Origin of the sequence: Limnohabitans sp. Hippo3 (assembly GCF_003063665.1) — a bacterium.
Lineage (GTDB): Bacteria > Pseudomonadota > Gammaproteobacteria > Burkholderiales > Burkholderiaceae_C > Limnohabitans_A.
The window spans coordinates 1-24,088 of sequence record NZ_NESF01000001.1 but is presented as its reverse complement, the minus strand read 5'-3'; the positions used below and the strand labels follow the sequence as shown (position 1 = coordinate 24,088).

Genomic DNA, 24,088 nt, shown 5'->3' with positions numbered 1-24,088 from the left:
TTCAGCATGTCGTTCTACACCTCGCTCACCGGACTGAACTCGGCCACGGCCCAGTTGGCCGTCACCTCCAACAACATCGCCAACGTGGGCACCTCGGGCTTCAAGCGCTCGCGGGCCGACTTTGGCGACATTTTCTCGACCTCGCCCCTGCAAAAGTCGTCCAGCAACATCGGTCAAGGCGTCTCCCTCAAGCAAGTGAGCCAGGAATTCAGCCAGGGCAACATCTCCACATCTGGCAATTCGCTGGACCTGGCCATCACGGGTGATGGCTTTTTCCCGCTGAAGACACCAGACGGTCTGCAAGACATCTACACCCGTAACGGCTCCTTCACCCTGAACGACCAAAACAACGTGGTCAACTCCACAGGGCAGCGTTTGATGGCAGCGTCTGTTGACTCCTCCGGCAAGGCTGACTTGACCGACCTCAACGCTTTGACCATTCCACCAAAGACCTCAGGGGAGGCAGTTGAAACCACCAAAATCCAGCTGGGTCTGAACCTGCCCGCTGACTCTGCCGTGATCACGGCTGACTTTGACCGAAGCAATCCCAGCACCTACAACAAAAGCACGGCTTTGACGGTGTACGACAGCGGTGGTAACGGTTACCTGGCCACGGTCTACTACGCCAAAACCCAAAACGCCAGCCAAGATCAAACGCCCCCCAGCTCCAAATGGCAAACCTACTTTTTTGTGGGCGACACCCAGGTCAAACCAGCGCTGCAGCAAGCGACTGACAAAGTGGGTGGGGCATTGTTTGTCAACAAATATGGCGATGTACTGCCCAAGAGCGACCCCCGTGTGGTCCCCAGTTCTGGCACCACCGAAATGTATTCTCTGGACCAACTGACTGATATTCGTCGCTCCTCGCCAGCAACGGCTGTAGGTGTACCGCTGACAACTTCCAATTTTGCTAATGGCGTATTGGTTACCGGTTCACCACCTGCACCGATTGGTGCCGGAACCGGCTCAGTGAGTTTCCAGATCAAAGTTGATGGATCACCAGATCAACTTATCACCTACGCACTGAAAGCCGGAGATCAAGATCCAGAGGTCCTTGCTCGTAACGTTGAAATCGCAATCAACAACAAGCTTGGTTCGTTAGCAGACACCCTTGACAACACAGCAACAGCGGAAAACGAATTTAGCAAAAACGCGCGGTTTGGCATTACCGTGGCTTTTGATCCAGACACATCGCGATTTTCAATTGCCTCGGGTACCACAGGCGACTCTTCCAGCATCCTCATCCACAGTGAAAATTCGACAGCTCAAAGTGTTATGGGACTGACGGGCGCAGGTCTTAATGTCGAGCCTTCCGACAACGAAGCCAAACGCGGCAAACCCAGTGAACCAGCGGTTTTGCGCGGCGAGAGCATGACCATCAACACCACCAAGAGCATCAGCACCACATCGGCCAACAAGGACTTCTTTGTCTCTGTCGACGGTTATGCCTTCAAGGTCGAGCTTTCTTTCCCCACCACTTACACCAACATCGACAGTTTTGCTAAGGCCTTGCAAGACAACATCAACGGCAAGGTCGATCCATCCACGGGTCGAATCGTCTCGGGTGTCACGGTCAATTTCGATGCCAAATTAAAACAGTTTGTCTTCACAACGGGCACAACCGGGGAAAACTCTGCCATCCAGGTCACCGGCTCTGCCGACTGGGGATTGGCCAACACCGAAATGCAATTCGGCTCCACCAGTGAGTGGAAAAAATTGACCCAATTCACCGAAAACGGTGCATTGCAATTTGTTAAGAACGGTATTCAAACAGAAGACGCCTCCGGACTGTCCACCCAAACCGAATGGTGGCCTGTTTACCTCGACCGCGGCGAGCTGAGCTTTGACCTCACGGGTAAACCCATCTCGCCATTGACCGGCATGCCCTTCGAAACCGCCTTTCTGGCGGGCGGGAAGGGTGCGCTGACCATGTCGATCGACTTCACCAAATCCACCCAATACTCCAGCGCCTTCGCGGTGCTATCACAGTCACAAGACGGTGCGCCTGAGGGCGAGCTGATGGGGCTGAACATCGGCGTGGATGGCTTGGTCAACGCCACCTACTCCAATGGCTCGCAAGTCTCGTTGGGCAAGATTGTGTTGGCCAACTTTTCCAGCCCGTCCGGCCTGCGGCAGGTGGGTGACGCAAGTTACCTCGCTTCGGCCACCTCGGGTGTCGCCAAAATCGGTGAAGCTGGCTCGGCCGGTTTCGGCTCGATCCGTGCAGGCGCCACCGAACGCGCCAACGTGGACTTGACCCAAGAACTGGTCGATCTAATCACCGCCCAGCGAAACTTCCAGGCCAACGCCAAAGCCATCGAGACCAGCAGCACCATGACCAGCGCCATCATCAACATCCGTTCTTGATGCCCTGAACCCCGCACGTCTGAACCTCTGAGAAAACCACCATGGACCGCCTTGTCTTCACATCCAATGCCACCATCAAGGAGCAGGCCACAGCCCGCCAGGTGCTGGTCAATGAACTGGCCAACGTGTCCACGATCGGCTTCAAAAACAGCTACGACGTGGCCCTGCAATCGGTCAAGGTGGAAGGTCCGGGTTTTGACTCACGCTTTCAGGCACAGGCCGTAGCCCGCGACTTGATCCGTCTTGACCCCGGCCCCGTCATGGCCACCGGTCGCCCCATGGACATGGCTCTGGCCGGCAAAGCCGTATTGGCCGTGCAAGCGCCCAACGGCGATCTGGCCTTCACGCGCCGGGGCGACCTGAAAGTCAACGCACAGGGGCAGCTGGAAAACGGATCCGGTCATCTGGTGCTCGGTGAGGGCGGCCCCATCGCCGTGCCCCCGGGCATGATGGTGTCCATCAACCCCGATGGCTCCGTTTACGCCAAAGACCCAACACAAGCCGGTGCTGCACCTTCGGTCTTCATCGACCAGCTGCGTCTGCGTGATGCCAGCGACGTGAAGCTGGGACGCCGCCAAGACGGCTTGTTCAAACTGGACGGTCAAGCCGATGGTGCCGACATCCCTGCCGGAAACACCGTGCCCCGCGTGATTCCCCAGGCGCTGGAAGGCAGCAACGTCAGCGCCATTGAGGCCATGACCCGGCTGATCGACCAATCACGCAGCTTCGAAACCCAAATTCGCATCATCAAGGAAACGAAATCGCTCGACGAATCGGGCGCTTCCATGATGAAAAACGCCTAAACACTGACCACTGACAGGAGCCCCCCATGGATGCATCAATGTGGATTGCCAAAACCGGCCTGGACGCACAACAAACGCGCATGTCGGTCATCTCCAACAACCTGGCCAACGTCAACACCACCGGCTTCAAGCGCGACCGGGCCTCGTTCGAAGACATGCTCTACCAAAACCTGCGCCAACCAGGGGCTCAGGTCGGCGCCGATGCGCAGGCCCCCACGGGCCTGATGCTGGGCACCGGTGTGCGCATTGTCTCGACCGAAAAAACCCACAGCCAAGGCAGCCTGGTCACTACCAAAAACGCATTGGATCTGGCTGTTCAAGGCGAGGGGTTTTTCCAGATTGCCCAGTCCGATGGCACCATCGCATACACCCGCGACGGTGGCTTCAAGCTTTCTTCCACGGGTCAATTGGTCACGGCCAACGGTGCACCGTTGCAACCGGCCATCACCATCCCCCCCAACGTGGCCAGCATCACCGTCGGCCAGGACGGTACGGTCTCGGTCGAAACCGCAGCTGGAGGCGGCAGCCAAGTGATCGGCCAGATCCAGATCGCCCGCTTTGCCAACCCGGCCGGTCTGCAATCGCTTGGTCAGAACCTGATGAAAGAGACCACCGCCAGCGGTGCACCCCAAGTGGGTCAGCCCGGCGTGGCCGGTGTCGGACAAATCATGCAAGGAGCCCTGGAAGCGTCCAACGTGAATGTGGTGGAAGAGATGGTCAACATGATCGAGACCCAGCGTGCTTATGAAATCAACTCCAAAGCCATCTCGGCCGTGGACGGCATGCTGCGCTTCCTGAACAACAACATGTAAGCAGGGCACCATGAACAAAACACTGTCACTGTCCTGCCTGTCTGGCTTCGCTTTGGTGCTGGGTTTGAGCGGTTGCGCTTCGCCCAATGCGCCCATGGCCCATTCCCCCCAATTCGCCCCAGTGCTGCCGGTCGCTGTCGAAAAACCCAAAATGGCCACAGGTGCCATCTACAACGGCCGTCAAAGCGACAACTGGTTTGGCCGCGTACGCGCCTACAACGTGGGCGATGTCATCACCGTGTTGCTCAATGAATCCACCCAGGCTGGCCGTACCCAAAGCGGCAGCGTCAAACGTGCCGCCAAGAACGACATCATCCCCTCGGTGGCCAGTGCCCCCGATGGTTTGAACGCACGGGCTCAGCGTATGCGTCTACCTACCAAAATTTTGGGCACCCGCCTGGACGGCATCATGGGCGGCGTGGACTTGAGTAAAGCCAACATCGAAAGCGTAGGCGGTGGTGAAGCCGACCAACAAGCCAGCCTGATCGGCGACGTGTCGGTGACCGTGGTCGAAGTATTGGCCAACGGCAACCTGATGGTGCGTGGCGAAAAACAACTGGCCCTGACCGAAGGCGCGGAGATCATCCAGGTCAGCGGCATCATCCGCCCCGAAGACATCTCGCCCAACAACACTGTGCAGTCGCGCCGCCTGGCCAATGCCCAGATCGCCTATCGAGGCACGGGTGACATGGCCAACGCCGCCAAAGCCGGCTGGGGCACCAACGCCCTGATGAAGTTCTGGCCTTTCTAAACCACAGGCACGCGGGAAAACCCATGAAACCCACCCTCTTCGCCCTCATCTTGTGGCTCGGTCTCTCCGGCTCGGCCTGGGCAGACCGCGTCAAGGATCTGGCCTCGGTCGCAGCCGGTCGGACCAACCAACTCATTGGCTACGGCCTGGTGGTCGGCTTGCAAGGCACAGGCGACGGTGCCGATGTCTCCTTCACCGCCCAAAGCATGAAGGCCATGCTGGCGCGCCTGGGTGTGGGCATCGATGGCCCGCTGTCCGACTTTGAACAAAACGCCACCAGCGGCAAGATCGACATCAAAAACGTGGCCGCCGTGATGGTCACGGCCGAGTTGCCGGGCTTTGCCAAGCCTGGCCAGAAAATCGACGTGAACGTGTCCGCCATCGGCAAAGCCACCAGCCTGCGCGGCGGCAACTTGCTGCTCACCAGCCTGCGCGGTGTTGACGGCGAGATCTACAGCCTGGCCCAAGGCGCCTTGACAGCCACTGGCGTGGAAACCAGTGCAGCCGGCTCCAAGGTCAGCATTGGCGTGCCCACCTCTGCCCGCATCCCAGGCGGTGCCACGGTCGAGCGCATCGTCGACACCCCTTTTGACAGAGCCGACCATGTGGTCATGAACGTGCGCGAATCGGACTTCACCACCACCACCGCCATCGTCAACGCCATCAACAAAAACTTCGGTCAAGGCACCGCTCAGGCACTGGACGGCATGTCTTTCGCCATCAAGGCCCCCAGCGACATGTCGCAGCGCGTGGCCTTCATGAGCATGGTGGAAAACCTCGACGTGGTGCCTGGCGAACCGCCTGCCCGCGTGGTCATCAACTCGCGCACCGGCACCGTGGTCATCAGCCGCAATGTGCGTGTCACAGCCGCTGCTGTGGCGCACGGCACGATCTCGGTGGCGATTGCCGCCACCAACGAAATCTCTCAGCCCAATGCACTCTCGCGTGGCCAGACCGCAGCGGTACAAAACGCCGACATCGCCGTGTCCGAGCCCAAAAACCCGATGTTCCTGTTCCAGCCCGGTGTGGACTTGCGCCAGGTGGTCGATGCGGTGAACCAGGTGGGTGCTACGCCCTCGGCACTGATCGCCATCCTCGAAGCCCTCAAAAGTTCGGGCAGCTTGCGTGCCGAACTGATCGTGATCTAAAGAGCCTCCCCATGAGCGACTTGTCCACCAACACCTCTTCCAGCACCTACCTGGACTTCAACGCCCTCACGCGTTTGAAGGGTGAGGCGGCGCAAGACCCGTCGAAAGCCATCCGCCAGACCTCTGAGCAGTTCGAGGCCTACTTCATCCAGCAGATGATGAAAACCATGCGCGAGTCGATCGAAAAAAGCGATCTGGTGGACAGCGGCAACATGGACATGTACCAGGACCTGATGGATAAGGAAGTCTCGCTGCAAATGGTCAAGCGTGGCGGCATGGGCCTGGCCGACATGATGGAGCGCCAGATGAACCAAGCCCAGACCCTTAGCACGCAAGACGCCCTGCGCCAGCGCCAGCCCGTCAGCATGAACGCACCCGCCCTGCCCCTGAATCCGCCCCGCGAACCCATGGCCATCAAACCCGCCGCAGTCGAGGCCTACCGCCTGGAGCGCCCCAACGGCTTCAAGCTCGGAGATAAGCCATGAGTGACTTGCTCAGCATCGGCAGCTCGGGTGTCACAGCCTACCAACTGGCACTGGCCACAGTGTCCAACAACATCGCCAACGTCAACACCGATGGCTATACCCGCCAGGACGTCTCCCTCACTGCCAACCAACCCCGGCAAATCGGCAACAGCTACCTGGGCACAGGTGCCCGCTTTGACGCGGTACAGCGCCAATACGATGCCTTTGTCGAGTCGAACCTGCGCAATAGCAACAGCGATCTGGCCAGCCAAAAGCCTTTACTGTCTTATGTGAACCGCCTGATCGACGTGATGGGCGATGAAAGCATCGGTCTGACCACGGCCATGAACCGATTTTTTGAATCGGCGCGCGACCTGTCCAGTGACCCCGCTTCGGTGGTCTCGCGCAGCATATTCTTGCGCGATGCCGATGGCTTGGCCGCCCGCTTTCGACAATTGGCCGGTCAATTCGAAATTCTGGACACTGAAACACGCCAATCGGTCGAAACCGATGTCGGCCAGGTCAACGCCCTGACCTACCAGCTGTCACAAATGAACAAGCAACTGGCCAAGCACAGCAGCGCAGCCAGCCAGCCCTCTGAACTGCTGGACCAACGTGACTTGTTGTTGCGCGAACTCTCCAGCCTGGTGGCCATCAAAACCCGCTTTGAACCCAACGGTGCCGTCACCGTCAGTGTCGGCGACACGCTGGATCAGGGTATTTTGGTCAGCCAAACCACCTCTCGCTCCATCAGCGTCATTCCGTCCAGCATCGAGCCTGGCAAGCTGGAATTCATCATCGACGCCTACGGCACCCCCGAAACCATGCCCGGCATCACCAGCGGCAAGATCGGCGGCGTAATGAGCTTCCGGGATCAAGTGCTCAAACCCGCCAGCAATGCCCTGGATGGCCTGGCCGCCACCTTGGTGGACAGTGTCAACGCCGTTCACAGCGATGGCGTGGACGCAGAAGGCCAGCTGGGGGGCAATTTGTTTGGCTTTGCACCGGGGCAAGACGGCAAGGCCGCCAGCATGACCATGGTCATTCAGGACGCCAATCGGGTGGCCGCTGCCGGTCAGTTCCGTGTGATTGACGACCCGCTGAACAGCGGCACGGCCCAAGCACGCATTCTTTACTCACCACCAGACTACCAGGGGCCTAACCAATTGCGTGGCGATCTGGCTCTGGCACAAGCGCCACAAATTGCCACGCTGACCGGTTTGCGCATCGAACCCAGTCAGGGGTTTACTAGCCTGGGGTTGATCCCGATTGGCACCCAGAACCTGTCCCTGACCCTGCAATCACCTGGCCCCGGCCAGACCCTCCAGGTGCTCACCCGCGACGGCCGTCACCTGCTGGGCAGCGCCCTGACCCCCACCCAGCAAGGTCTGTTGGTCAAACAAGCCAACGGCATGGAGGCGGGCGCCACCTACAGCGCCACCACGCTCAACGCATCGCATCCCGGCAGCTATTTGGGCATGGACATTTTCATGGGGGCCAAAGCCAGCGTCAGCCTGAGCCAACAATTCAACGCCGTGACCGGGGAAATACAAAGCCCCCTCAAAACCGCCGCCACACTGACCAGCAAAACCTTTGTCAACAGCACCGATGGCTTTGCCGCTGGTGCCCTCACGCTCAACGGAAAAGACTTGCCCGCACTAGACGGCCCGATCACCTTGAGCAAAGTCGTTGACTGGATCAACGACGCCACCGCAGCGGACCCCGTCAGCAGCCGGGTCACCGCATCCATACAAGACGGCAAGCTGGTCTTGAGCCGACCCGCGAGCAACACCACCGATGACATCCGCCTGGGCATGGGCTCAGGCACACCTGCCGACTTGCAGCGCCTGGGCTTTGACACCACCATCAGCATTGAAGGCGGCACACCCGATGATTTGCTGGTTTTCGTGACTGACCAAAGCCTCAGCGCAAATGCCCCAGCCAGCACCGTCAACATCACCGCCCAATTCAGCGGTATCCAGGGTGACATGAAACAAACCTTGCGCGCTTCGGCCCTGCAAGTCGAGTTCACCAGCGACCAGGATTACAAGATCATCGACAGCCGCACCAATACCGTGCTGGCCGAGCGTCGCCTGATCCCCGACCCATTGTCAGCCACTCCCAGCCTGAGCTACCGGGGTCTGAAGCTGTCTTTTTCGACCGCGCCCAAAGCCGGCGACCAGTTCACAATCGACGGCAACCGCGACGGCATCGGCAACAACGAAACCATGCTGCGGCTGGTCAATCTGGAAACCAAGCGCACCATGCCCGGTGGCCTGACCATGACCGAGGCCTACATCGAGCGCGTGAACCAGGTGGGCAATGTGGCCCGCCAGGCCGCCATTGCCGAGCAGGCTCTGAGCGTGGTCTATCAGCAAGCACAAGAGGCCCGCGACGGTATCTCGGGTGTCAGCCTAGACGAAGAAGCCTCGGCCTTGGTTCGTTTTCAGCAGGCCTACCAGGCCAACGCCAAAGTCATGCAAACCGCCATGGCATTGTTCGACACCATCTTGCAAGTGCGCTGAACGGAGCCCTCATGAAAATCTCCACCTCATTCCTGTTTGACCGCGCCACCGAGCGCATGAGCACCATCCAGAACAAACTGGCGACCACCCAAGCGCAAATGGCCGTGGGCAAGCAAATCCTCTCGCCCAGTGCCGCCCCCGACCAGGCCGCCGCCATCCAGCGCCTCAAGGGCGAGGTGCAGCGCCAGGACAGCCACACGCGCACCCTGGAGGTGGCCATGCGCCGTTACACGGCCGAAGAAACGGCCCTCTCCTCGTCCAACGACATCCTGATCCGGATGAAAGAGCTGGGCTTGCAAGCAGCCAACGACACCCTGGCCCCTGACGACCGCAAGGCCATCGGCATGGAAATGAAAGCCCTGCGCGACCAACTGCTGAGCTTGGGCAACACGCGCGATGACAGCGGCAACTATCTGTTTTCGGGCACCCGGGTGAACACGCCCGCATTTGCCGAAGACGCCAGCGGCAAAGTCATCTACCAGGGCGACCAGACCCAAACCCGCATTCCGGCGGGTGTGGAGCGCACCGTGCAATTCACCCGCGCAGGCACCGACGTGTTCAGCCGCGTGGTGCGAGACGATGGGCAGGCCGTGGTGTTTTTTGATGCCCTGGACCAAATGATCGAAGGCGTGAACAACAGCCAAACGGTCAAAATCCACCAAGGCGTGGCCGACCTCACCCAGATGCACAACAACCTCACGCTGGCCCAAGCCCAAAACGGCTCGGACCAGTCGGTCCTGCAATCGCAGCTCGACGTGCTGGACGAAACCACCCTGCGCATCAAATCGACGCTCTCCGAGATCGAAGACCTGGACTATGCCGAGGCCGTGACCCGCATGAACAAGGAAATGATGGCCCTGGAAGCCGCCATGGGCAGCTTTGCCAAAATCTCTGGATTATCACTTTTCGATTACATCCGGAGTTGATCCAAGTCCTGCAAACTATCACCTGAAATAAATTTATCCATGGTCAACTCTACAAATATCGTCAATACCCTCGGTGCGGGCTCTGGCATTGACATTAAATCATTGGCAGAGAGCCTAGTTGAAGCTGAGCGAGCCCCCCGGAAACAACGAATTGAAAATAAGATCAACAAATCAGAGGCCCAGATTTCAGGCTACGGTGCCGTCAAGTACGCTCTCTCCACGCTTAAAGCAGCTTTTGAGAAGCTAAACGACGCTTCGGACTTCAGCTCGATCAGCGCCAAAGCCAGCCAAAGCAGTGCATTCAGTGCGACCGCAAGTGCTCTAGCGAAAGCTGGCACCTTCAACGTACAAGTTGACCAACTCGCTAAAGCTCAGCGCAGTGAAAGCGTCAAATTTTCAGTTCGCAACACCAAGATCAACAGTGGCGAAAAATTTGACCTGAATTTGACAGTCGCAGGGAAAGTCATTGACCCCATCACCGTCACCACCGCCACACCAGCAGGCATAGCCAGTGCTATCAATGGCGCAAAAGTGGGTGTTACGGCGCAACTCATAGACACTGGAAGCGGATTCCAATTGGTGCTGACTGGTCAGGAAGGTCTTGTCAACAGTTTTTCACTTGCCACATCCGCGCACATTCCAACAAACAATGTGCCTGTTGTGACCTCCACATCGAATGACAACCTACAGGTGAGTGCTGACAACGATGCATCTGCAGTCATGGTCAGCTACATCGCAGATGGTGATACGGAAGCGACAAAAATTTCACTTGAAAAAGTCGAAGGCCTATGGGTCCTGCCGTCCGGCGAATCCGTTCCACTGGATGCTGTACTGACCCTGGAAGCTCAAAGACCTCTGACCTTCTCTACCAATCAAAGCGCTCAAAACGCGCAGATCAGTATCAATGGTCTCACCGTGATTCGTCCGAGTAACCGAATCAATGATGTGATCGATGGTGTCACCCTGGATCTATACACGCAAACTGCAAGCGAAGCTCGACTTGATCTGACACGCGACGCAACCGACATCAAACAAAGTATCCAAAACTTAGTCGATGCCTATAACGAATTTCAAGACAGCGTCAAGATACTGGGAGATCGCAAAAGTGAAATTCCTGAATTTGGAGGTGTACTTGCCGGCGACAATCTTCTGAATGCAATCCAAAGTCAGGTTCGAAGCCTCATCACCACGACTTCTTCCACGCCAGGTGAAACGGTCAAAGCTGCGCGGCACGTGGGCCTCAGCATTGACCGATTGGGTGTTTTAAAACTTGACGAAAGCAAACTTGACGCGTCTTTACAGGACCACTTTGATGAAGTAGTGACCATGTTCAGTGCGGGCACTAACAACAAAAGTGTCTTCAGTGAGCTTCCCGCAGGACTGGCTGGTCGCGCAGTCAAAACACTCGACCAAATGATGCGATCAACCAGTCTGTTGTCCAAGCAAACCAATACGGCCAAATCAAAAATCGAGTCCTACAAAGCAGAGTTGACACAATTGGAAGAACGCATGGAAAAACTGCTGACACGGTACACAAGTCAGTTCAGTGTCATGGAGAGCATCGTAGGAGAAAGCACCAGCATGCGTTCCAGCTTGAAAAACACATTTGCCGCCATGTTATCAAGCAACAATAATTGATATAAATATATTAAATTAATAATTCTATAGTTTTCTTAAAATATTAACGATAGATTCGCGCTAAAGTTAAAGCCTACACATCCGATTCATACTCCGACGGGTCTCCTTCAGAGACCTGCAGGTCATTTCGTGCAATTTGCACGACATTGAAAGGATCTGTCATGAGTTCGGATATTTCATCGATTCAAACTGGGCAACCAACGCCTACACCCCAAGCTCGCACACCAGTGCAGGTAGCCTCCATTCATGCATCTGGCAATGCACCCGCAGAAACCAAGCAACCGGCAGCACATCCTACAGCCAAACCATCGCAGGAAGATCCTGCATTGCTGCGCAAAAAGCTGGCAGAGGCTATTGACCATTTGAATGAAATGGCACAACGCAACAATTACAACTTGAATTTTTCGGTTGACTCCCAATCGAATCAAGTGATCGTGCGCGTTCGTGACTCTAAAAACGGAGACGTTATTCGGCAGATGCCCAATGAGGCCGCTTTGCGGATGGCGCATCATTTTTCGGACCTCAAGGGTCTGCTCAATGACGAAAAAATTTGATGTCAGTTTTATTCACGGGCTAAAGTCTTTCGACAATGTGCCGATTCATCAAGTAACAGAGATTCTTCCAGCATTTCTGTCAAGACCCGGCAGGTCCTACTCCCTTCAAGGTTCCTGCCAAACCAAAGTGAAGTTTCCCTCTTAAAGGAGTAAGACCATGTCAGTGATCAACACCAACGTCAAGTCGCTTGTCGCTCAGAACGCTCTGACCGTCAACAACCGTAGCCTGAGCAAAGCCATGGAGCAACTCTCCACTGGTAAACGCATCAACTCAGCAGCCGATGATGCCGCAGGTTTGGCAATCAGCAACAAGATGACCTCGCAAATCCGAGGCCTGAACCAAGCAGTGCGCAATGCCAATGATGGCATCTCGATGATTCAGACCGCCGAAGGCGCGACACAGGAAATTTCGAACATGCTGCAGCGCATGCGTGAACTCGCGGTACAGGGTGCCAACGACACCTACAGTGCAGCTGACCGTGCTGCAATCGGCAAAGAATACGATCAGCTGGTTAACGAGATTGACCGTATTGCCGGCAACACAGAATGGAACGGTGTAAAAATCCTCGATGGATCGACCTTCTCTTCTAGTGTGGCAGCCAAGTTCCAGGTCGGGACTGGTTCTGGTACCGCCTATCAGATCGATGTCAACTTCATTGCCTTGACATCAACCAGCTTGGGCACTGCGACGATTGCTACAGGTGATATCGGATCTGCGTCTACGGCCGGAGAAATACAAGCTGTGATCACTGAGATTGACACAGCCATTGCTGCGGTTGATGACTTCCGCGCCGATATGGGTGCCAAGATCAATCGGCTGACCTATGCTGCCGACAACATGGCCAACATTTCGATGAACACATCGGCCTCGCGCAGCCGCATCCAGGATGCCGACTACGCCAGCGCAACCACTGAATTAGCTCGCTCACAGATCATCCAGCAAGCCGCTACAGCCATGCTGGCCCAGGCGAACCAGGCGCCCCAAAGCGTGCTGTCTCTCCTGCGTTGATCCTGACCAGACTGGCCGGTGGGCAACCCCGGCCTGTTTTTTCCTTGGAGCACTGACATGACTGCCACCCACGAACGCATCGTTTTAACCTACGGCACATTTGACCTGTTTCATCCAGGCCATGTGCAGTTGCTCAAACGTGCTCGCGATTTGGGTAGCCGTCTGGTTGTGGGTTTGTCCACCGACGAATTCAATGCCAAAAAAGGCAAGCAATCTGTCATGCGTTACGAAGACCGCAAGACCGTGCTGGAATCCTGCCGCTATGTGGACGAAATCTTCGCCGAAGAAGACTGGTCACAAAAACTGAACGACGCCCGGCGACTGGGTGCGGACGTCTTCGTCATGGGCGATGACTGGACCGGAAAATTCGATTTCATGCAAGAAGCCTGCAATGTGGTTTATCTGGCACGCACCGAAGGCGTGTCCACCACCGAAATCAAGGCTTCAGTGCAAGGCTTGAACCGCCATCCAGTGGCACAAGCTGCGATGCAACTGATCTGACAGTGGCTGGATGCCCATGGCATCACAACAAGCCAAAATACGCTCAACACGCCGGACCGACTTGAAAGTCTGTACGCTGCGCATCAACTCAATCAGCACCATGAACTGGTGTTTTTCGCTGCCCTTGTCAACCAAGGCAGGCGATTCGACGGTGACCACATACGAGGATTGCGGCGTGCGCCAATCCCCGTAGTTTTCCGTCAAATTCTGATCGGCGTTGTCGGGAATCCAGAAACGCTCCCCGAGGAAATCGACCTCCGTCAGCTCGAACGGACTGAAACGCAAGTTTTGTGTGAAACCGTATTTGTAATCTATGCCGTGCAGCAAGTGGTCGGCTTTGGGGTGGAAAAAGAAAAAGTCGATAGCCACACCGTATTTCAGATCGACCGCATCAATCAGGAAAGTCTGCGCACCGCGCAGATACCGCCAGGACACATGGTAGTGACCGGCCGCCAACAAGGCTTGAGCCACCTCAAACTGGTGCTCCCAACCGATCAGCCCAAGATCCAGATCCTTGTCGTGAGGCAGCAATTGTCCCTCGCGCAAATAACCCAGCAAAACGCCCGACATCATGAAGGGTTGCAGCCCCCGCTCGCGCAACACCCGATTGACAGTCTTCAAGCTTTCGCTGGCAGCGTCCACATCAAAAACATGTTTTTTGGCGGGCGGGGCACCCGTGACCGCCTGATCGTTCGACGGTGTGGGCTGCATCGCCTTGTCCAGGATGGCCCCGAGCAAGACCCTGGCGTGCGTCATGGCCGGTTCAAATTCGCTGCGACTGGCATGGCAACGCATCAACCAGTAATCATGGGTCATGCTGGGCGTGCGCTGGTGCAGAACCTGTGCCAGCACCAGGGCCTCATCACGCTGCCCGGCTCGCAAATGCAGATCAACCTGGTGGGGTGCCAGCGTGTCCGCTAAACTGCGGTGCTCAACTGCAGCTTCCTGCAGCAAGCTGTCCAGCGCCCAGGCCAGCGCCCTTGCTTTTTGTGCCGTTTGGGCATACTCGACCCGCTCGGCTACGGTTCGACACATCCACAACCAGGGCTCACCACTGGTGTCCAGTTGCCGCCAGCGTTGTAAAACCGCAGGTAACCATTGCACTGCCTGATGGTCCAGCAGCACTTCGGTTGCGAACAGCATGTCGGCAGTTTGACAAGGGCTGCCCACCCAGTCCACGGTACTGGCGGCATCGCCCGGCTGGGCCACAGCCTGCAGAACGTCGCGGTAAAAACCCGTCATCAATGGACGCCCCACAGCACACAGTCGCGCGGCCTCATCGACATCGATTTGCTGGCTCAAGTATTGCGTCGCAGCCAGCCAGCGCCGGTAGTGTGCCTTGTCCTCGGTGTTTTCAAAGCCGAGGGTGGCCAGAAACATCAACAAGGAGCGCCGCTCAAAATAGCGTGCAGCCTTGAACAACTCAGGGTCCATCACCCTGTCAAGACCCGCTTGCTCAATGATGGACGGCAGATGCTGCTGATGGTCGGGCCGCAAGGCCTCCTGCAGCACACACATCAGTTGGGTGACTTTGGCGTCAAATTTCATGGGGTCATTCCCCTTTCAGGGCGGAGAAAATCAATACAAGTGACCATGCACAAAGCGCGGTCTCAGTTCACTAGTGCAAGTGCCGCCAATTTGGTGTGCTGGGCCAGGCAGCGCTCATGACCTGAACGCACATGACTAGCTTTGAGAGCATCGCAGGCCATGGCCTGCTCCAGCAATGTGGACGAGCCCTCGGCCAGTGCAGGCAAAGTGAATGGGTCCTGCGCGTACAGCGATGGGGCATTCGCCATCGTGATGAAATTACCAGACAGTGCATACAGCAGATCCCGGTGCTCGACCACACGAGGCTCCTGGCTGCGCAACAGTTTGTCAGCCAACTCAAGCCAGTCCAACCAAACTCGCCGCTTGGCCACAAAATTCAGTCCCAGCAAGAAAGTGTCGCTGCAGCTGACCCAGTGCTTCAGATTCACCCCCAGACCCAGCGCATCGGCAAACAGCTGCGCCGCCTCCTGCACGCCCGGCTGGATCTGCTCAGCCAGCAAGAAGGGGTTCAGGTGAAAGGCACTCACATCCCAGAAGGGGTTGAACATGAGCATGTCGTGGCGAGGCCCTTGTGACAGCACCAGGTTTTCCAGAGCTGCCACATCGAGGCCGCAAATTTGTAGCTGCGCATCGGGCAAGAACGCCCAAAAACCGCCATGTGCCTGTTGACGACCGAGCAAATGACCACGCAACTGCTCAAAATGGGCATCAACGTCGGCAGGCACCATCAAGCCCGATGCACTGACGCCCACGTGGGTCGCTTCACTCAAGTGGTGACGCGTCAGCTGCAGCGCATGCCGAGCGGGCACCCGCTGCGCAGATGCATTCAAGGGCTCGCCCGGCTCAGGATGCACGACCCTTCGCATGGCCTGATTGAACAGGGAGCCCACCTTGGTCGAAAACATCCGGTCAGGCTGAGCGTGGCGGCGCAGGGCAATCTCTACCACCTTACGCTCGTAGTCTTCAAAGCTGCTCACCGCATTCTCAACCTCCCCTATCTCACGCAGAATGCTCAGCCCCATGCGCGAAACCATGGTGCGACCATAACGGGTGACTAGGGGCACGCCCGCGTTGACCACATCGCTGGTGGTCGAGCCACAGTTGTAAGGGTAGGTATCCAAAAACACGTCAAAGTGCCGCAGGCGTGAGCAAAAGGTCGGGTGGTCGGTGCGCGGCAGGAAGATCACCCGCGCAGGGTCCACATCGGCAGCAGCCACTGCCGTTTTCAGGTTGCGCAACGTGATCGGGTTGTCATCGATCAGACACAGACAAGCTTTATCGATGCGCTTGAGCAGGTTCATCCACACGGCAAACATCTCAGGCGTGATTTTGTACACATTGCCAAAGGCCGCCATCAGGAAGGCATCCTCGGGCAAGCCCAAAGATGCGCGGTCAGTCACCGGCATGGGCAACTGCTGGCGGTCCAACGGTATGAACGAGCCGTCCATGTACACAGGTTTTTCGGTGAAATAGATCGCCAACTCGGGCGGTAATACGTCGCGGTCGGCTATCACGAAGTCGAACCAGGGCATACCGGTGGGCCCGATGAAGCCTAGGTAAGTGCCTTGCTGCGGTGCCGGGCGTCGGGCAAAAATGCCCGGCCGGGCACCCGCGCTCAGGCCATGCAGATCGATCAGGATGTCGATACCGTCATTGGCCATGCGCTGGGCGGCCTGCTCGTCCGACATTTTTGAAATGTCCACGAAATGGTCAAAACTACGCTTGAACTGCTGACGCAGCGATGTGTTTTCCTCTTTGGTGAAATCATAGGCATACAGCTCGTAACTGCCGCGGTCCGCCCCCTGCATGAAAGAGGGCAGCAAAAAACCCACCGCATGCTCACGAAAATCGGCCGACACCAACCCCACCTTTTTACGCCCGTGGGCCATTTTCTTTTTGGCCTTCACAGGCTTATGGTCTTGACCATACATGCGGTGAACAAAATTTTGCGATGTCAGCAGTTGCATGGCCGGGTCTTCGGTCATGGCCAGCATGCCCAGAGGCGAGGTGTAGCGGATCAGGCGGGCCATGTCCAAACCCGGTAAGGGCTGGTACACCGGCCAGATGCAGGCTTTTTGACGGATGTGCACCCAGTGCTGCACCACACCGGGCTGTTCGGGCTGGATTTCCAGGCTTTCACGCAGCGCACGCTCGGCCAAGTCATAGGCTTTCTTATTTTCCTGTACCCGCCCAATGTGGTTAAGGGCCGAACACAGCATCTCGGTGTCCAGTGAGGACGCGATGAAGCGCAGACTGGCAAACGTGTTCCACTGCCCGAGCGCCTTGTCTTGCAGACCCAATTTTTCGTACATGAGGCCCAGGTTGATGTAGGCATGGCCAAAACTGGGATTGGCCGCAATCGCCTGCAAATACGCTTTTTCGGCCTTGTCCACCCGCCCCAGTGCTTGCAACAAGGCCGCATGGTTGTACTGCGCCACGTAACGCATTGGGTCCTGGCTCACAGCCAGCCATTGCTCGTACAGCAAGGACGCCTCCTCAGTCTTGGACTGCGACTGCAGAGCTTCCACACGGTGCATCAAATCGACCAGGCGCAATGCCACCATGTCGTCGGATGTGCCAAAGATCGGTTCGATTGGAGCGTTCATAAGCAAAACAAAAAATGGACTCAAAGACCAAAAAGCAATATTCGCGCCATACCAGGTGCTGCCGAGAATCCGTCATGAATGGGCAGTCGCTTGCCAATCGGCAAGAATCTGCCGCTCATTGAGCCGTAAATTGGAAATGGGAAGCTAAAGAAATTCCTGCCCCGTCCGATTCTGAATCTGAACGAGTAGACCGCGTCCAGCTGGCATTGACCAGCGCACACCGGCACTCCCCCGACTCAACCTAGGAGCGACCATGTCGATCATCAGTTCATTCAGCGCAACGGCCATTTCCAGACTGTCTACAGACCAGATCAGGAATCTGGCCTCCAGCGATTTCAAAGCCATGACGACAGCCCAGGTCAATGCCTTGACCAGCACTCAGCTTGCGGCGATGGAAGACGATGACATGCTGGCCCTCAGTGCCAGTCAAGTTGGCGCCCTCGACGCCACGGCTCTGGCAGCGGACGATGAGCTGATTTATAGCCGTTTGGAACTGCTGGCCAATGCCCAAATCAAGGCATTGTCTACCACCCAGATCAGTCAGTTCAACACCAAGCACATCAGCTCGTTCAGCACCGCTGACATGGCGAACTTTTCGGCAGCACAACTCAACAAATTCGCTACTGATGTCATTGCAGGATTCAGTACTGAACAAATCCAGGCGCTCACGACCAAGCAACTCCGCAGCCTGGATTCCAATTTTTTGGGTAGCCTCACCAGCGACCAGCTGGTTGCTCTCCAGACTAATCAGGTTGCCGCTCTGTCGGGAACTCAGTTGGGGTATATCGCAAGTGACAAAATCATCGCGATGGAAACGGACGATCTGCGCGCCATCAGTGCAGCTCAAATGAAGACGATTTCCACAGACGTCATCCAAGGCTTGAGCTCTACACAAATCAATGCGCTGACCACAGCCCAAATGGCCGCCTTGACCAGCAGCCAGTTGGCCGCTGTAGACACCGAAGACATTGAAAACCTCACCACGACACAGCTGGCCGCGCTGAAGGCACCCCAGCTCAAAGGCCTTACAACCGATCAGGTGGCTGCACTCACAACCACACTGGCCGCAGCACTGACGACGGCTCAGATCAAAGGTCTGACTGCCACACAGCTAGCCGAGTTGGGCAGTAATCAGGCCGCCGCCCTCACCAGCATACAGGTGGCCGCACTCACATCACAACAACTCAATGGCTTGTCATCCAGTGCTGTCGCAGCACTGGACAGCGAAGATCTGAATAACATCTCCAACGCCGTTCTTAAAAAACTCAACACCGATTTCATTGCCAACCTCAACAGTGATCAAGTGGGCAATTTGTCGACTGCGAAGATTTCTGCGTTGAGCAGTACACAAGTAGCGGCCATTGAAACCGATGACATCACCGCACTCACTTCCGCCCAACTGAATGCGCTGACCAGCCTTCAAATCGGCAGCTTGAACAGCGATCAAATTCAAACCTTGACCGATGACCAGATTGGCTATCTGGCCACATCCCAGATCAAGTTTCTGACCACAAGCCAAGCACAAGCTCTGACCAGTTCTCAAATTCAGGCCATGAGCAGCAGTCAGATTTCTGCCATGTCAGCCGCACAATTGAACAATCTTGGCAGCGGCACCATTCAAGCCATGGGGACGACAGCACTGTCAGCATTGACCACCAACCAGATCCGGGGACTCACCACCGGATTCATCGATGCGTTGACATCAGACCAAATCCAATTGCTGGCGTCCAGCCAGATTGCGGCGCTGACATCGTCACAAATCAATGCACTGGCCACAGAAGACATTGGTGGACTCAGCACGGCACAGATCGGCGGACTGACCTCGTATCAATTGAACAACATCAACAGTGACCTGCTGGGTGCATTCAGTACCGAACAGATTGAAGCTTTGAGCAGCACGCAAGTCAAGGGGTTGACCACAGCATCCATGGCCTTGCTGAGCACAGCCCAAGTAGCGGCGTTAAGCTCTACAGCCATTGGTGGTCTTCGTGCAGAACAACTCAACAGCCTGAACAGCGATGGCGTGGCCGCATTGGTAACCGGTGTCGCCAACATTTCTACTTTGCAGTTTGGACAATTGTCGTCCGACTTCATTGACAACCTTGGCTCTGCTCAAATTACTGCGCTGACAAGCAGTCAACTCTCTCGCTTGACCTCGACACAAATCAGCGCCCTTGAGTCCGATGACCTTGCTCAGCTCGATGCCACCACACAACTGCCCGGCCTGAGTTCAAACCAGATTGCGTACCTGACGAGCGACCAAGCAGAAGGATTGACTGAAGCCCTGATCGGTAATCTGACAACCACACAAATCAAGGGTTTCAATACCGCGGTTCTAGCTCACCTTGACTCGGCCCAGGCCGCATCCTTGACGTCTGCGCAGGTCCAAGTTCTGACCACGACCCAATTGAACGCGTTGGACAGCAACGTGATCAGCAACCTGAGCACCAGTGTGGTGGCAAACTTGACTGCCCGACAACTGGGCAGCATATCCACCGATCTGATCAACGGCATGAGCGACGACCAAGTCACAGCTCTCACCTCTTCACAAATTGCCAACTTTGGCAGTGAGCAACTGAGTTACCTGGTAGCCAATAAGACGGATGCTCTGACCTCTGTACAAGTTGCTGGTCTGACTGCACGACAATTTTCTCAACTGGCAGCAAGTGATGTCCTGTCCTTGCTGACGGCCGATCTCATCGACGATGTGACCACCTCTGCCATCAGCGGCTTGAGCACAGACGTCATGAATGGTTTGGATTCTGAACAAGTAGACGCACTGACAGCCGCGCAGATCGCCAAACTGTCAGCCGCACAAATCAGCGCTTTGGACACCACAAACTCCGACATCATTGGGGCTTTGGACACTGAGGCAATCGACGCCCTGACAAGTCTGCAGATCAAGAGTTTGAGTACAGCTTTCGTCCAAGCCATGAACACAGAACAGCTGCGCTCCTTGCGCGCAGCCAGTTTGGCCGTGATGAGCTACGAGCAAATCGAAGCCTTTGACGCAGACGAATTCACAGAATTGACAACGACGCAAATCCAGGCTCTGACCGGCAGCCAGATGGCATTCTTGTCTACCAATCGAATTTCCGAACTGAGCACAAATCAGATCCAGGCATTGAACACCAGCCAGTTGTCACGCTTGTCCACCACGCAAGTCGCGGCATTTGACTCTGAGCAAGTTGAGGCTCTCACCAGCACACAGGTCGCGAGCCTGACCTCTTCTCAACTCAATGCATTCGACTCCGATGATGTGGCAGCCTTGGACACAGAAGATGTAGCGGCCATGACCACGAAGCAAATCAATGGCTTGACCTCGGACTTCGTGAGCGCCATGACCACTGCACAGCTGAACGCGCTGAGCTCGACCCAAGTCAAGGCATTGACATCTAGCCAACTGGCTGCTTTGACATCTGACCAGATTGAGGCTTTGCCAACCAACTGAGTTACGCCCCTGGACGATGAACAATGAGCTCTGTCATCAATACCAACTTGCCTGCCCTGAGAATCCAGCAGGCGTTGGCCAGCAATCACCGTGCGCTTGAAACCGCGATGGGCCGGTTGACCACCGGGCAGCGCGTTCGCTCAGCCACAGATGATGCGGCGGGGATGGCCGTTGGCAATCGTCTTGCCAGTCGGATTCGTGGTCTGGATATGGCCGTGCGCAACGCCAATGACGGTCTATCCTTGCTTCAGACGGCTGACAGCGCTACTCAAGAAATGACCGCCATGCTATGGCGCATGAAAGAGCTGGCTATACAGTCAGCCAACGACACCAACAGTCAAAGCGACCGGGATGCTCTTCATACCGAGTTTGAAGCGCTTCAAACTCAACTGGGTGCCATCGTGACCAACACCGAATGGAATGGCAGCAAAATTTTAAATGGAGAGGCAGGTGCCAGTGGCTTGGTGAAGTTCCAGGTGGGTGCCTCCAGCAATGACTCCTTTTCAGTAGACCTGTCCTCATTGGATACCGGCAGTGTCCACGATGTCATGCAATCGACTGTCCTGATCTCATCACAATCGGATGCGATAAGTGCACTTATAGAAATCGACGATGCTCTGACGCAACTGTCCAGCTCACGCAGCACCTGGGGTGCTGCCTCAAATCGTTTGGTTCACGCTGCAGACAATGCTTTGAACGTCTCCCTCAACAGCAATGCCTCCCGCAGCCGAATCATGGATGCCGATTACGCGCAAACCACAGCAGACATGGCTCGCGCTCTGATTCTTGATCAGGCTGGCACGGCCATGCTCTCCCAGGCCAACCATCGACCTATGCTGGTTCTGGCGCTGCTACGTTGACATACGTATCACGCTACTGAGTTCCCCACCTCTTCCAGCTCTCTGCAATCCAATTGCGGCCAACTGTTGCCGCTTGACGCGTCAAACCTTTGACGAAGATTTGTCGGCTTGATGAGCCCATCCAATTTTTTGAATATATTAATACTCAAAAATATCTGCAAGTAGCTGATTTCAGCATTCGCAAGACACTACGCTCGGCACTTTAGCCGGAATCCCAGCTGGCACGACAGTTGCTTAGCTTCTGTCATTGTGCCCTTCAATCTGAAGGGCCAAACCGTCAACACCATGAGGTGGGAGTAGTGCATGACCAGACTGACACAAACATTAATTGCCGAAGCCAGCTTTGGTAAGCCGCGCATTGGGTACTACGCTTCGCGTTTCAGTCCCTCAGAAATTCGACAAACCATCGCAGAGCTGGTCATTCAAAACAATATGGAGATGGCCCGCGCATTGAGCGAAGCCGGCCTGGCCCTTTACCCGGAAAGCGAAGACATGCTTTCAATCAGCGCCCTCTTGGCAGAGCTGGAACAAGATTGGCAAAGCGCACAACTACATTTGGAAAAATTGCTGGAGCTGCAAGGGGCGAACAGCAAAGCCGTGGTCTGGCATCACCTGATCCGCGTGGTTCGCTGCCAACTGGAACCTCAAAAAGCGCTGGACCTCGCAAAAAAAGCAATACGGTTACACCCACACGAGTCAACCCTCCAAGAAGAACTGTCTTCACTGGGTGCAGAAACAGCTGAGCACACATTAATCCATGCCAGCAGCATGGCGCATTGAAAAATTTATCAGGAGATCCCCAAAATGACTGTCATCAATACCAATATCAAATCCTTGGTATCACAAAATGCAATTGTGAAAAACAACCGCGATCTGACCAATGCCATGCAACAGCTGTCAACAGGCAAGCGGATCAACAGCGCAAGTGATGATGCTGCGGGTTTGGCGATTTCATCGCGAATGACGTCCCAGATCAAAGGTCTCGACCAAGCCATTCGCAATGGCAACGATGCTGTCTCCATGCTTCAAACCACTGAGGGTGCGATGATCGAGATGACCAACATGCTACAGCGCATGCGTGAACTGGCGATTCAGTCATCAAACGACACCTACTCACAAACAGACCGGGAATATCTCGACATTGAGTTTCAACAGTTGATTTCGGAAATTAACCGGATCACAACAGATACCCAGTGGAATGGCATGAACGTGCTGGACGGTACTGCCGGCACCAACAGCGATGGGAGACTGGAATTCCAGGTTGGTGCAAATGAAGGACAAACCATCGTTCACACCATTGCCGACCTCAGCTCAGACGGAGAGCTGGACATGATCAGTGGCACCGATATTCTGGACCGTGACAACGCGGCCAATGCGATCACCCAAGTCGATGATGCTCTGGACGTCATCAACAGTGAGCGTGCAGGCATTGGTGCTGTCATCAACCGCATCACGTATGCAGTTGACAACTTGGCCAATGTATCGCTGAATACCAGCGCTTCACGCAGTCGCATCATGGATGCCGATTACGCCAAGGCCAGCAGCGAACTCGCACGCTCGCAAATTGTCGAACAAGCTGCGACAGCCATGTTGGCGCAAGCCAATCAACAACCTCAGACCGTCATGCAACTGCTCAAAGGCTGACAGCATAGTGCCGAATTGGCCTGAATATGGTGGAAGTGTCCTGTCAATGAAACGTCACTCAAGCGCAACTGAAACCTGAGATCTCGCAGGTCTCAAATGAAGACTTAACGTCAAGCAGGTATGCCTCAGCAAATCTTGCACTCTGCCCTTCCCAAAGGCCCCAACTGCTGGCAATGCAGAAATTTCGCGATCACGCACATCCCGTCGGTACCTTATGCCTGCAGGGCCATGGGCTTTCAATCGCGGCTGCTGCCTGCGATGGAGGTACTGCGCGTGGACGGGCAGTTTTGCATGCTCTTTGCCGCCAAAGAAAAGACCGCAGCCTGATCTCACGTTCTGTGGATACCCGCATGCGCGCATATGCGCTAACTTAATATCTTACGCAACGTTGCCCTCTGTGAGCGGCGTTTTCGGCTCGGTTCAGCCAAACGGTAGCGTAGGTCCTGCCATCGCCTGATCGCATCGGTCACCCGAAGATTAG

At 55.9% G+C, this 24,088-nt stretch carries 18 protein-coding genes; 16 read left to right on the top strand and 2 right to left on the bottom strand.

The genetic code is table 11. The features are described from left to right. Positions 1 to 6: 6 nt before the first annotated feature. The 12 genes from B9Z34_RS00105 (at position 7) to tagD (ending at position 13,498) form a co-directional block, all read left to right on the top strand. Positions 7 to 2,367, top strand: a complete 2,361-nt coding sequence (locus tag B9Z34_RS00105; protein WP_108426074.1) for a flagellar hook-basal body complex protein — start codon at positions 7 to 9, stop codon at positions 2,365 to 2,367. 41 nt (positions 2,368 to 2,408) lie between these two features. Next, complete coding sequence (locus tag B9Z34_RS00100; protein WP_108426073.1) at positions 2,409 to 3,170, top strand: flagellar basal body rod protein FlgF; 762 nt, start codon at positions 2,409 to 2,411, stop codon at positions 3,168 to 3,170. A 26-nt stretch (positions 3,171 to 3,196) separates the two neighbouring features. Continuing rightward, a complete protein-coding gene (gene flgG, locus B9Z34_RS00095) occupies positions 3,197 to 3,982 on the top strand; it encodes a flagellar basal-body rod protein FlgG (RefSeq protein ID WP_199220032.1) in 786 nt (261 codons plus the stop codon). Positions 3,983 to 3,992: 10 nt separating this feature from the next. Beyond that, positions 3,993 to 4,733 (top strand): flagellar basal body L-ring protein FlgH, encoded by a 741-nt coding sequence (locus B9Z34_RS00090; RefSeq protein WP_108426071.1) that lies wholly within the window; start codon positions 3,993 to 3,995, stop codon positions 4,731 to 4,733. Between the two features lie 23 nt (positions 4,734 to 4,756). Then, the gene (locus B9Z34_RS00085; protein ID WP_108426070.1) at positions 4,757 to 5,881 is read left to right on the top strand and encodes a flagellar basal body P-ring protein FlgI; all 1,125 of its coding nucleotides are present in this window, start codon (positions 4,757 to 4,759) and stop codon (positions 5,879 to 5,881) included. Positions 5,882 to 5,892: 11 nt separating this feature from the next. After that, positions 5,893 to 6,366 carry a rod-binding protein gene (locus B9Z34_RS00080; protein ID WP_108426069.1) on the top strand — a complete coding sequence of 158 codons (474 nt, stop codon included), beginning with the start codon at positions 5,893 to 5,895 and terminating at the stop codon, positions 6,364 to 6,366. Next, entirely contained in the window at positions 6,363 to 8,870 is a 2,508-nt protein-coding gene (gene flgK, locus B9Z34_RS00075; protein WP_108426068.1) for a flagellar hook-associated protein FlgK, read from the top strand. The genes B9Z34_RS00080 and flgK overlap by 4 nt, the downstream gene beginning before the upstream one ends. An 11-nt stretch (positions 8,871 to 8,881) precedes the next feature. After that, positions 8,882 to 9,796, top strand: coding sequence for a flagellar hook-associated protein FlgL (gene flgL, locus B9Z34_RS00070; protein WP_108426067.1), 915 nt, complete (start codon positions 8,882 to 8,884; stop codon positions 9,794 to 9,796). A gap of 39 nt (positions 9,797 to 9,835) precedes the next feature. Then, positions 9,836 to 11,434 (top strand): flagellar filament capping protein FliD, encoded by a 1,599-nt coding sequence (gene fliD / locus B9Z34_RS14660; protein WP_233249350.1) that lies wholly within the window; start codon positions 9,836 to 9,838, stop codon positions 11,432 to 11,434. Between the two features lie 161 nt (positions 11,435 to 11,595). Further along, on the top strand, positions 11,596 to 11,988 hold the full coding sequence (locus B9Z34_RS00055; protein WP_108426066.1) for a flagellar protein FlaG: 393 nt from the start codon (positions 11,596 to 11,598) through the stop codon (positions 11,986 to 11,988). A 157-nt stretch (positions 11,989 to 12,145) separates the two neighbouring features. Further along, positions 12,146 to 12,997 carry a flagellin gene (locus tag B9Z34_RS00050; RefSeq protein WP_108426065.1) on the top strand — a complete coding sequence of 284 codons (852 nt, stop codon included), beginning with the start codon at positions 12,146 to 12,148 and terminating at the stop codon, positions 12,995 to 12,997. 57 nt (positions 12,998 to 13,054) lie between these two features. After that, a complete protein-coding gene (gene tagD / locus B9Z34_RS00045; RefSeq protein WP_108426824.1) occupies positions 13,055 to 13,498 on the top strand; it encodes a glycerol-3-phosphate cytidylyltransferase in 444 nt (147 codons plus the stop codon). Here the strand turns inward: tagD and B9Z34_RS00040 are convergent. Beyond that, a complete protein-coding gene (locus B9Z34_RS00040; RefSeq protein WP_108426064.1) occupies positions 13,442 to 15,046 on the bottom strand; it encodes a hypothetical protein in 1,605 nt (534 codons plus the stop codon). The two genes, tagD and B9Z34_RS00040, sit on opposite strands and share 57 nt — an antisense overlap. A gap of 62 nt (positions 15,047 to 15,108) precedes the next feature. Then, a complete protein-coding gene (locus B9Z34_RS00035; protein WP_108426063.1) occupies positions 15,109 to 17,652 on the bottom strand; it encodes a tetratricopeptide repeat protein in 2,544 nt (847 codons plus the stop codon). A 253-nt stretch (positions 17,653 to 17,905) separates the two neighbouring features. Here B9Z34_RS00035 and B9Z34_RS00025 point away from each other — a divergent pair, with 253 nt between their 5' ends. From B9Z34_RS00025 to B9Z34_RS00010, 4 genes are all read left to right on the top strand, one after another. Beyond that, a complete protein-coding gene (locus tag B9Z34_RS00025) occupies positions 17,906 to 21,103 on the top strand; it encodes a hypothetical protein (protein ID WP_146179603.1) in 3,198 nt (1,065 codons plus the stop codon). Positions 21,104 to 21,126: 23 nt separating this feature from the next. After that, complete coding sequence (locus B9Z34_RS00020; RefSeq protein WP_108426060.1) at positions 21,127 to 21,963, top strand: flagellin; 837 nt, start codon at positions 21,127 to 21,129, stop codon at positions 21,961 to 21,963. Between the two features lie 303 nt (positions 21,964 to 22,266). Beyond that, a complete protein-coding gene (locus tag B9Z34_RS00015; RefSeq protein WP_108426059.1) occupies positions 22,267 to 22,743 on the top strand; it encodes a tetratricopeptide repeat protein in 477 nt (158 codons plus the stop codon). A 24-nt stretch (positions 22,744 to 22,767) separates the two neighbouring features. Then, entirely contained in the window at positions 22,768 to 23,607 is an 840-nt protein-coding gene (locus tag B9Z34_RS00010) for a flagellin (RefSeq protein ID WP_108426058.1), read from the top strand. Positions 23,608 to 24,088 lie beyond the last annotated feature (481 nt).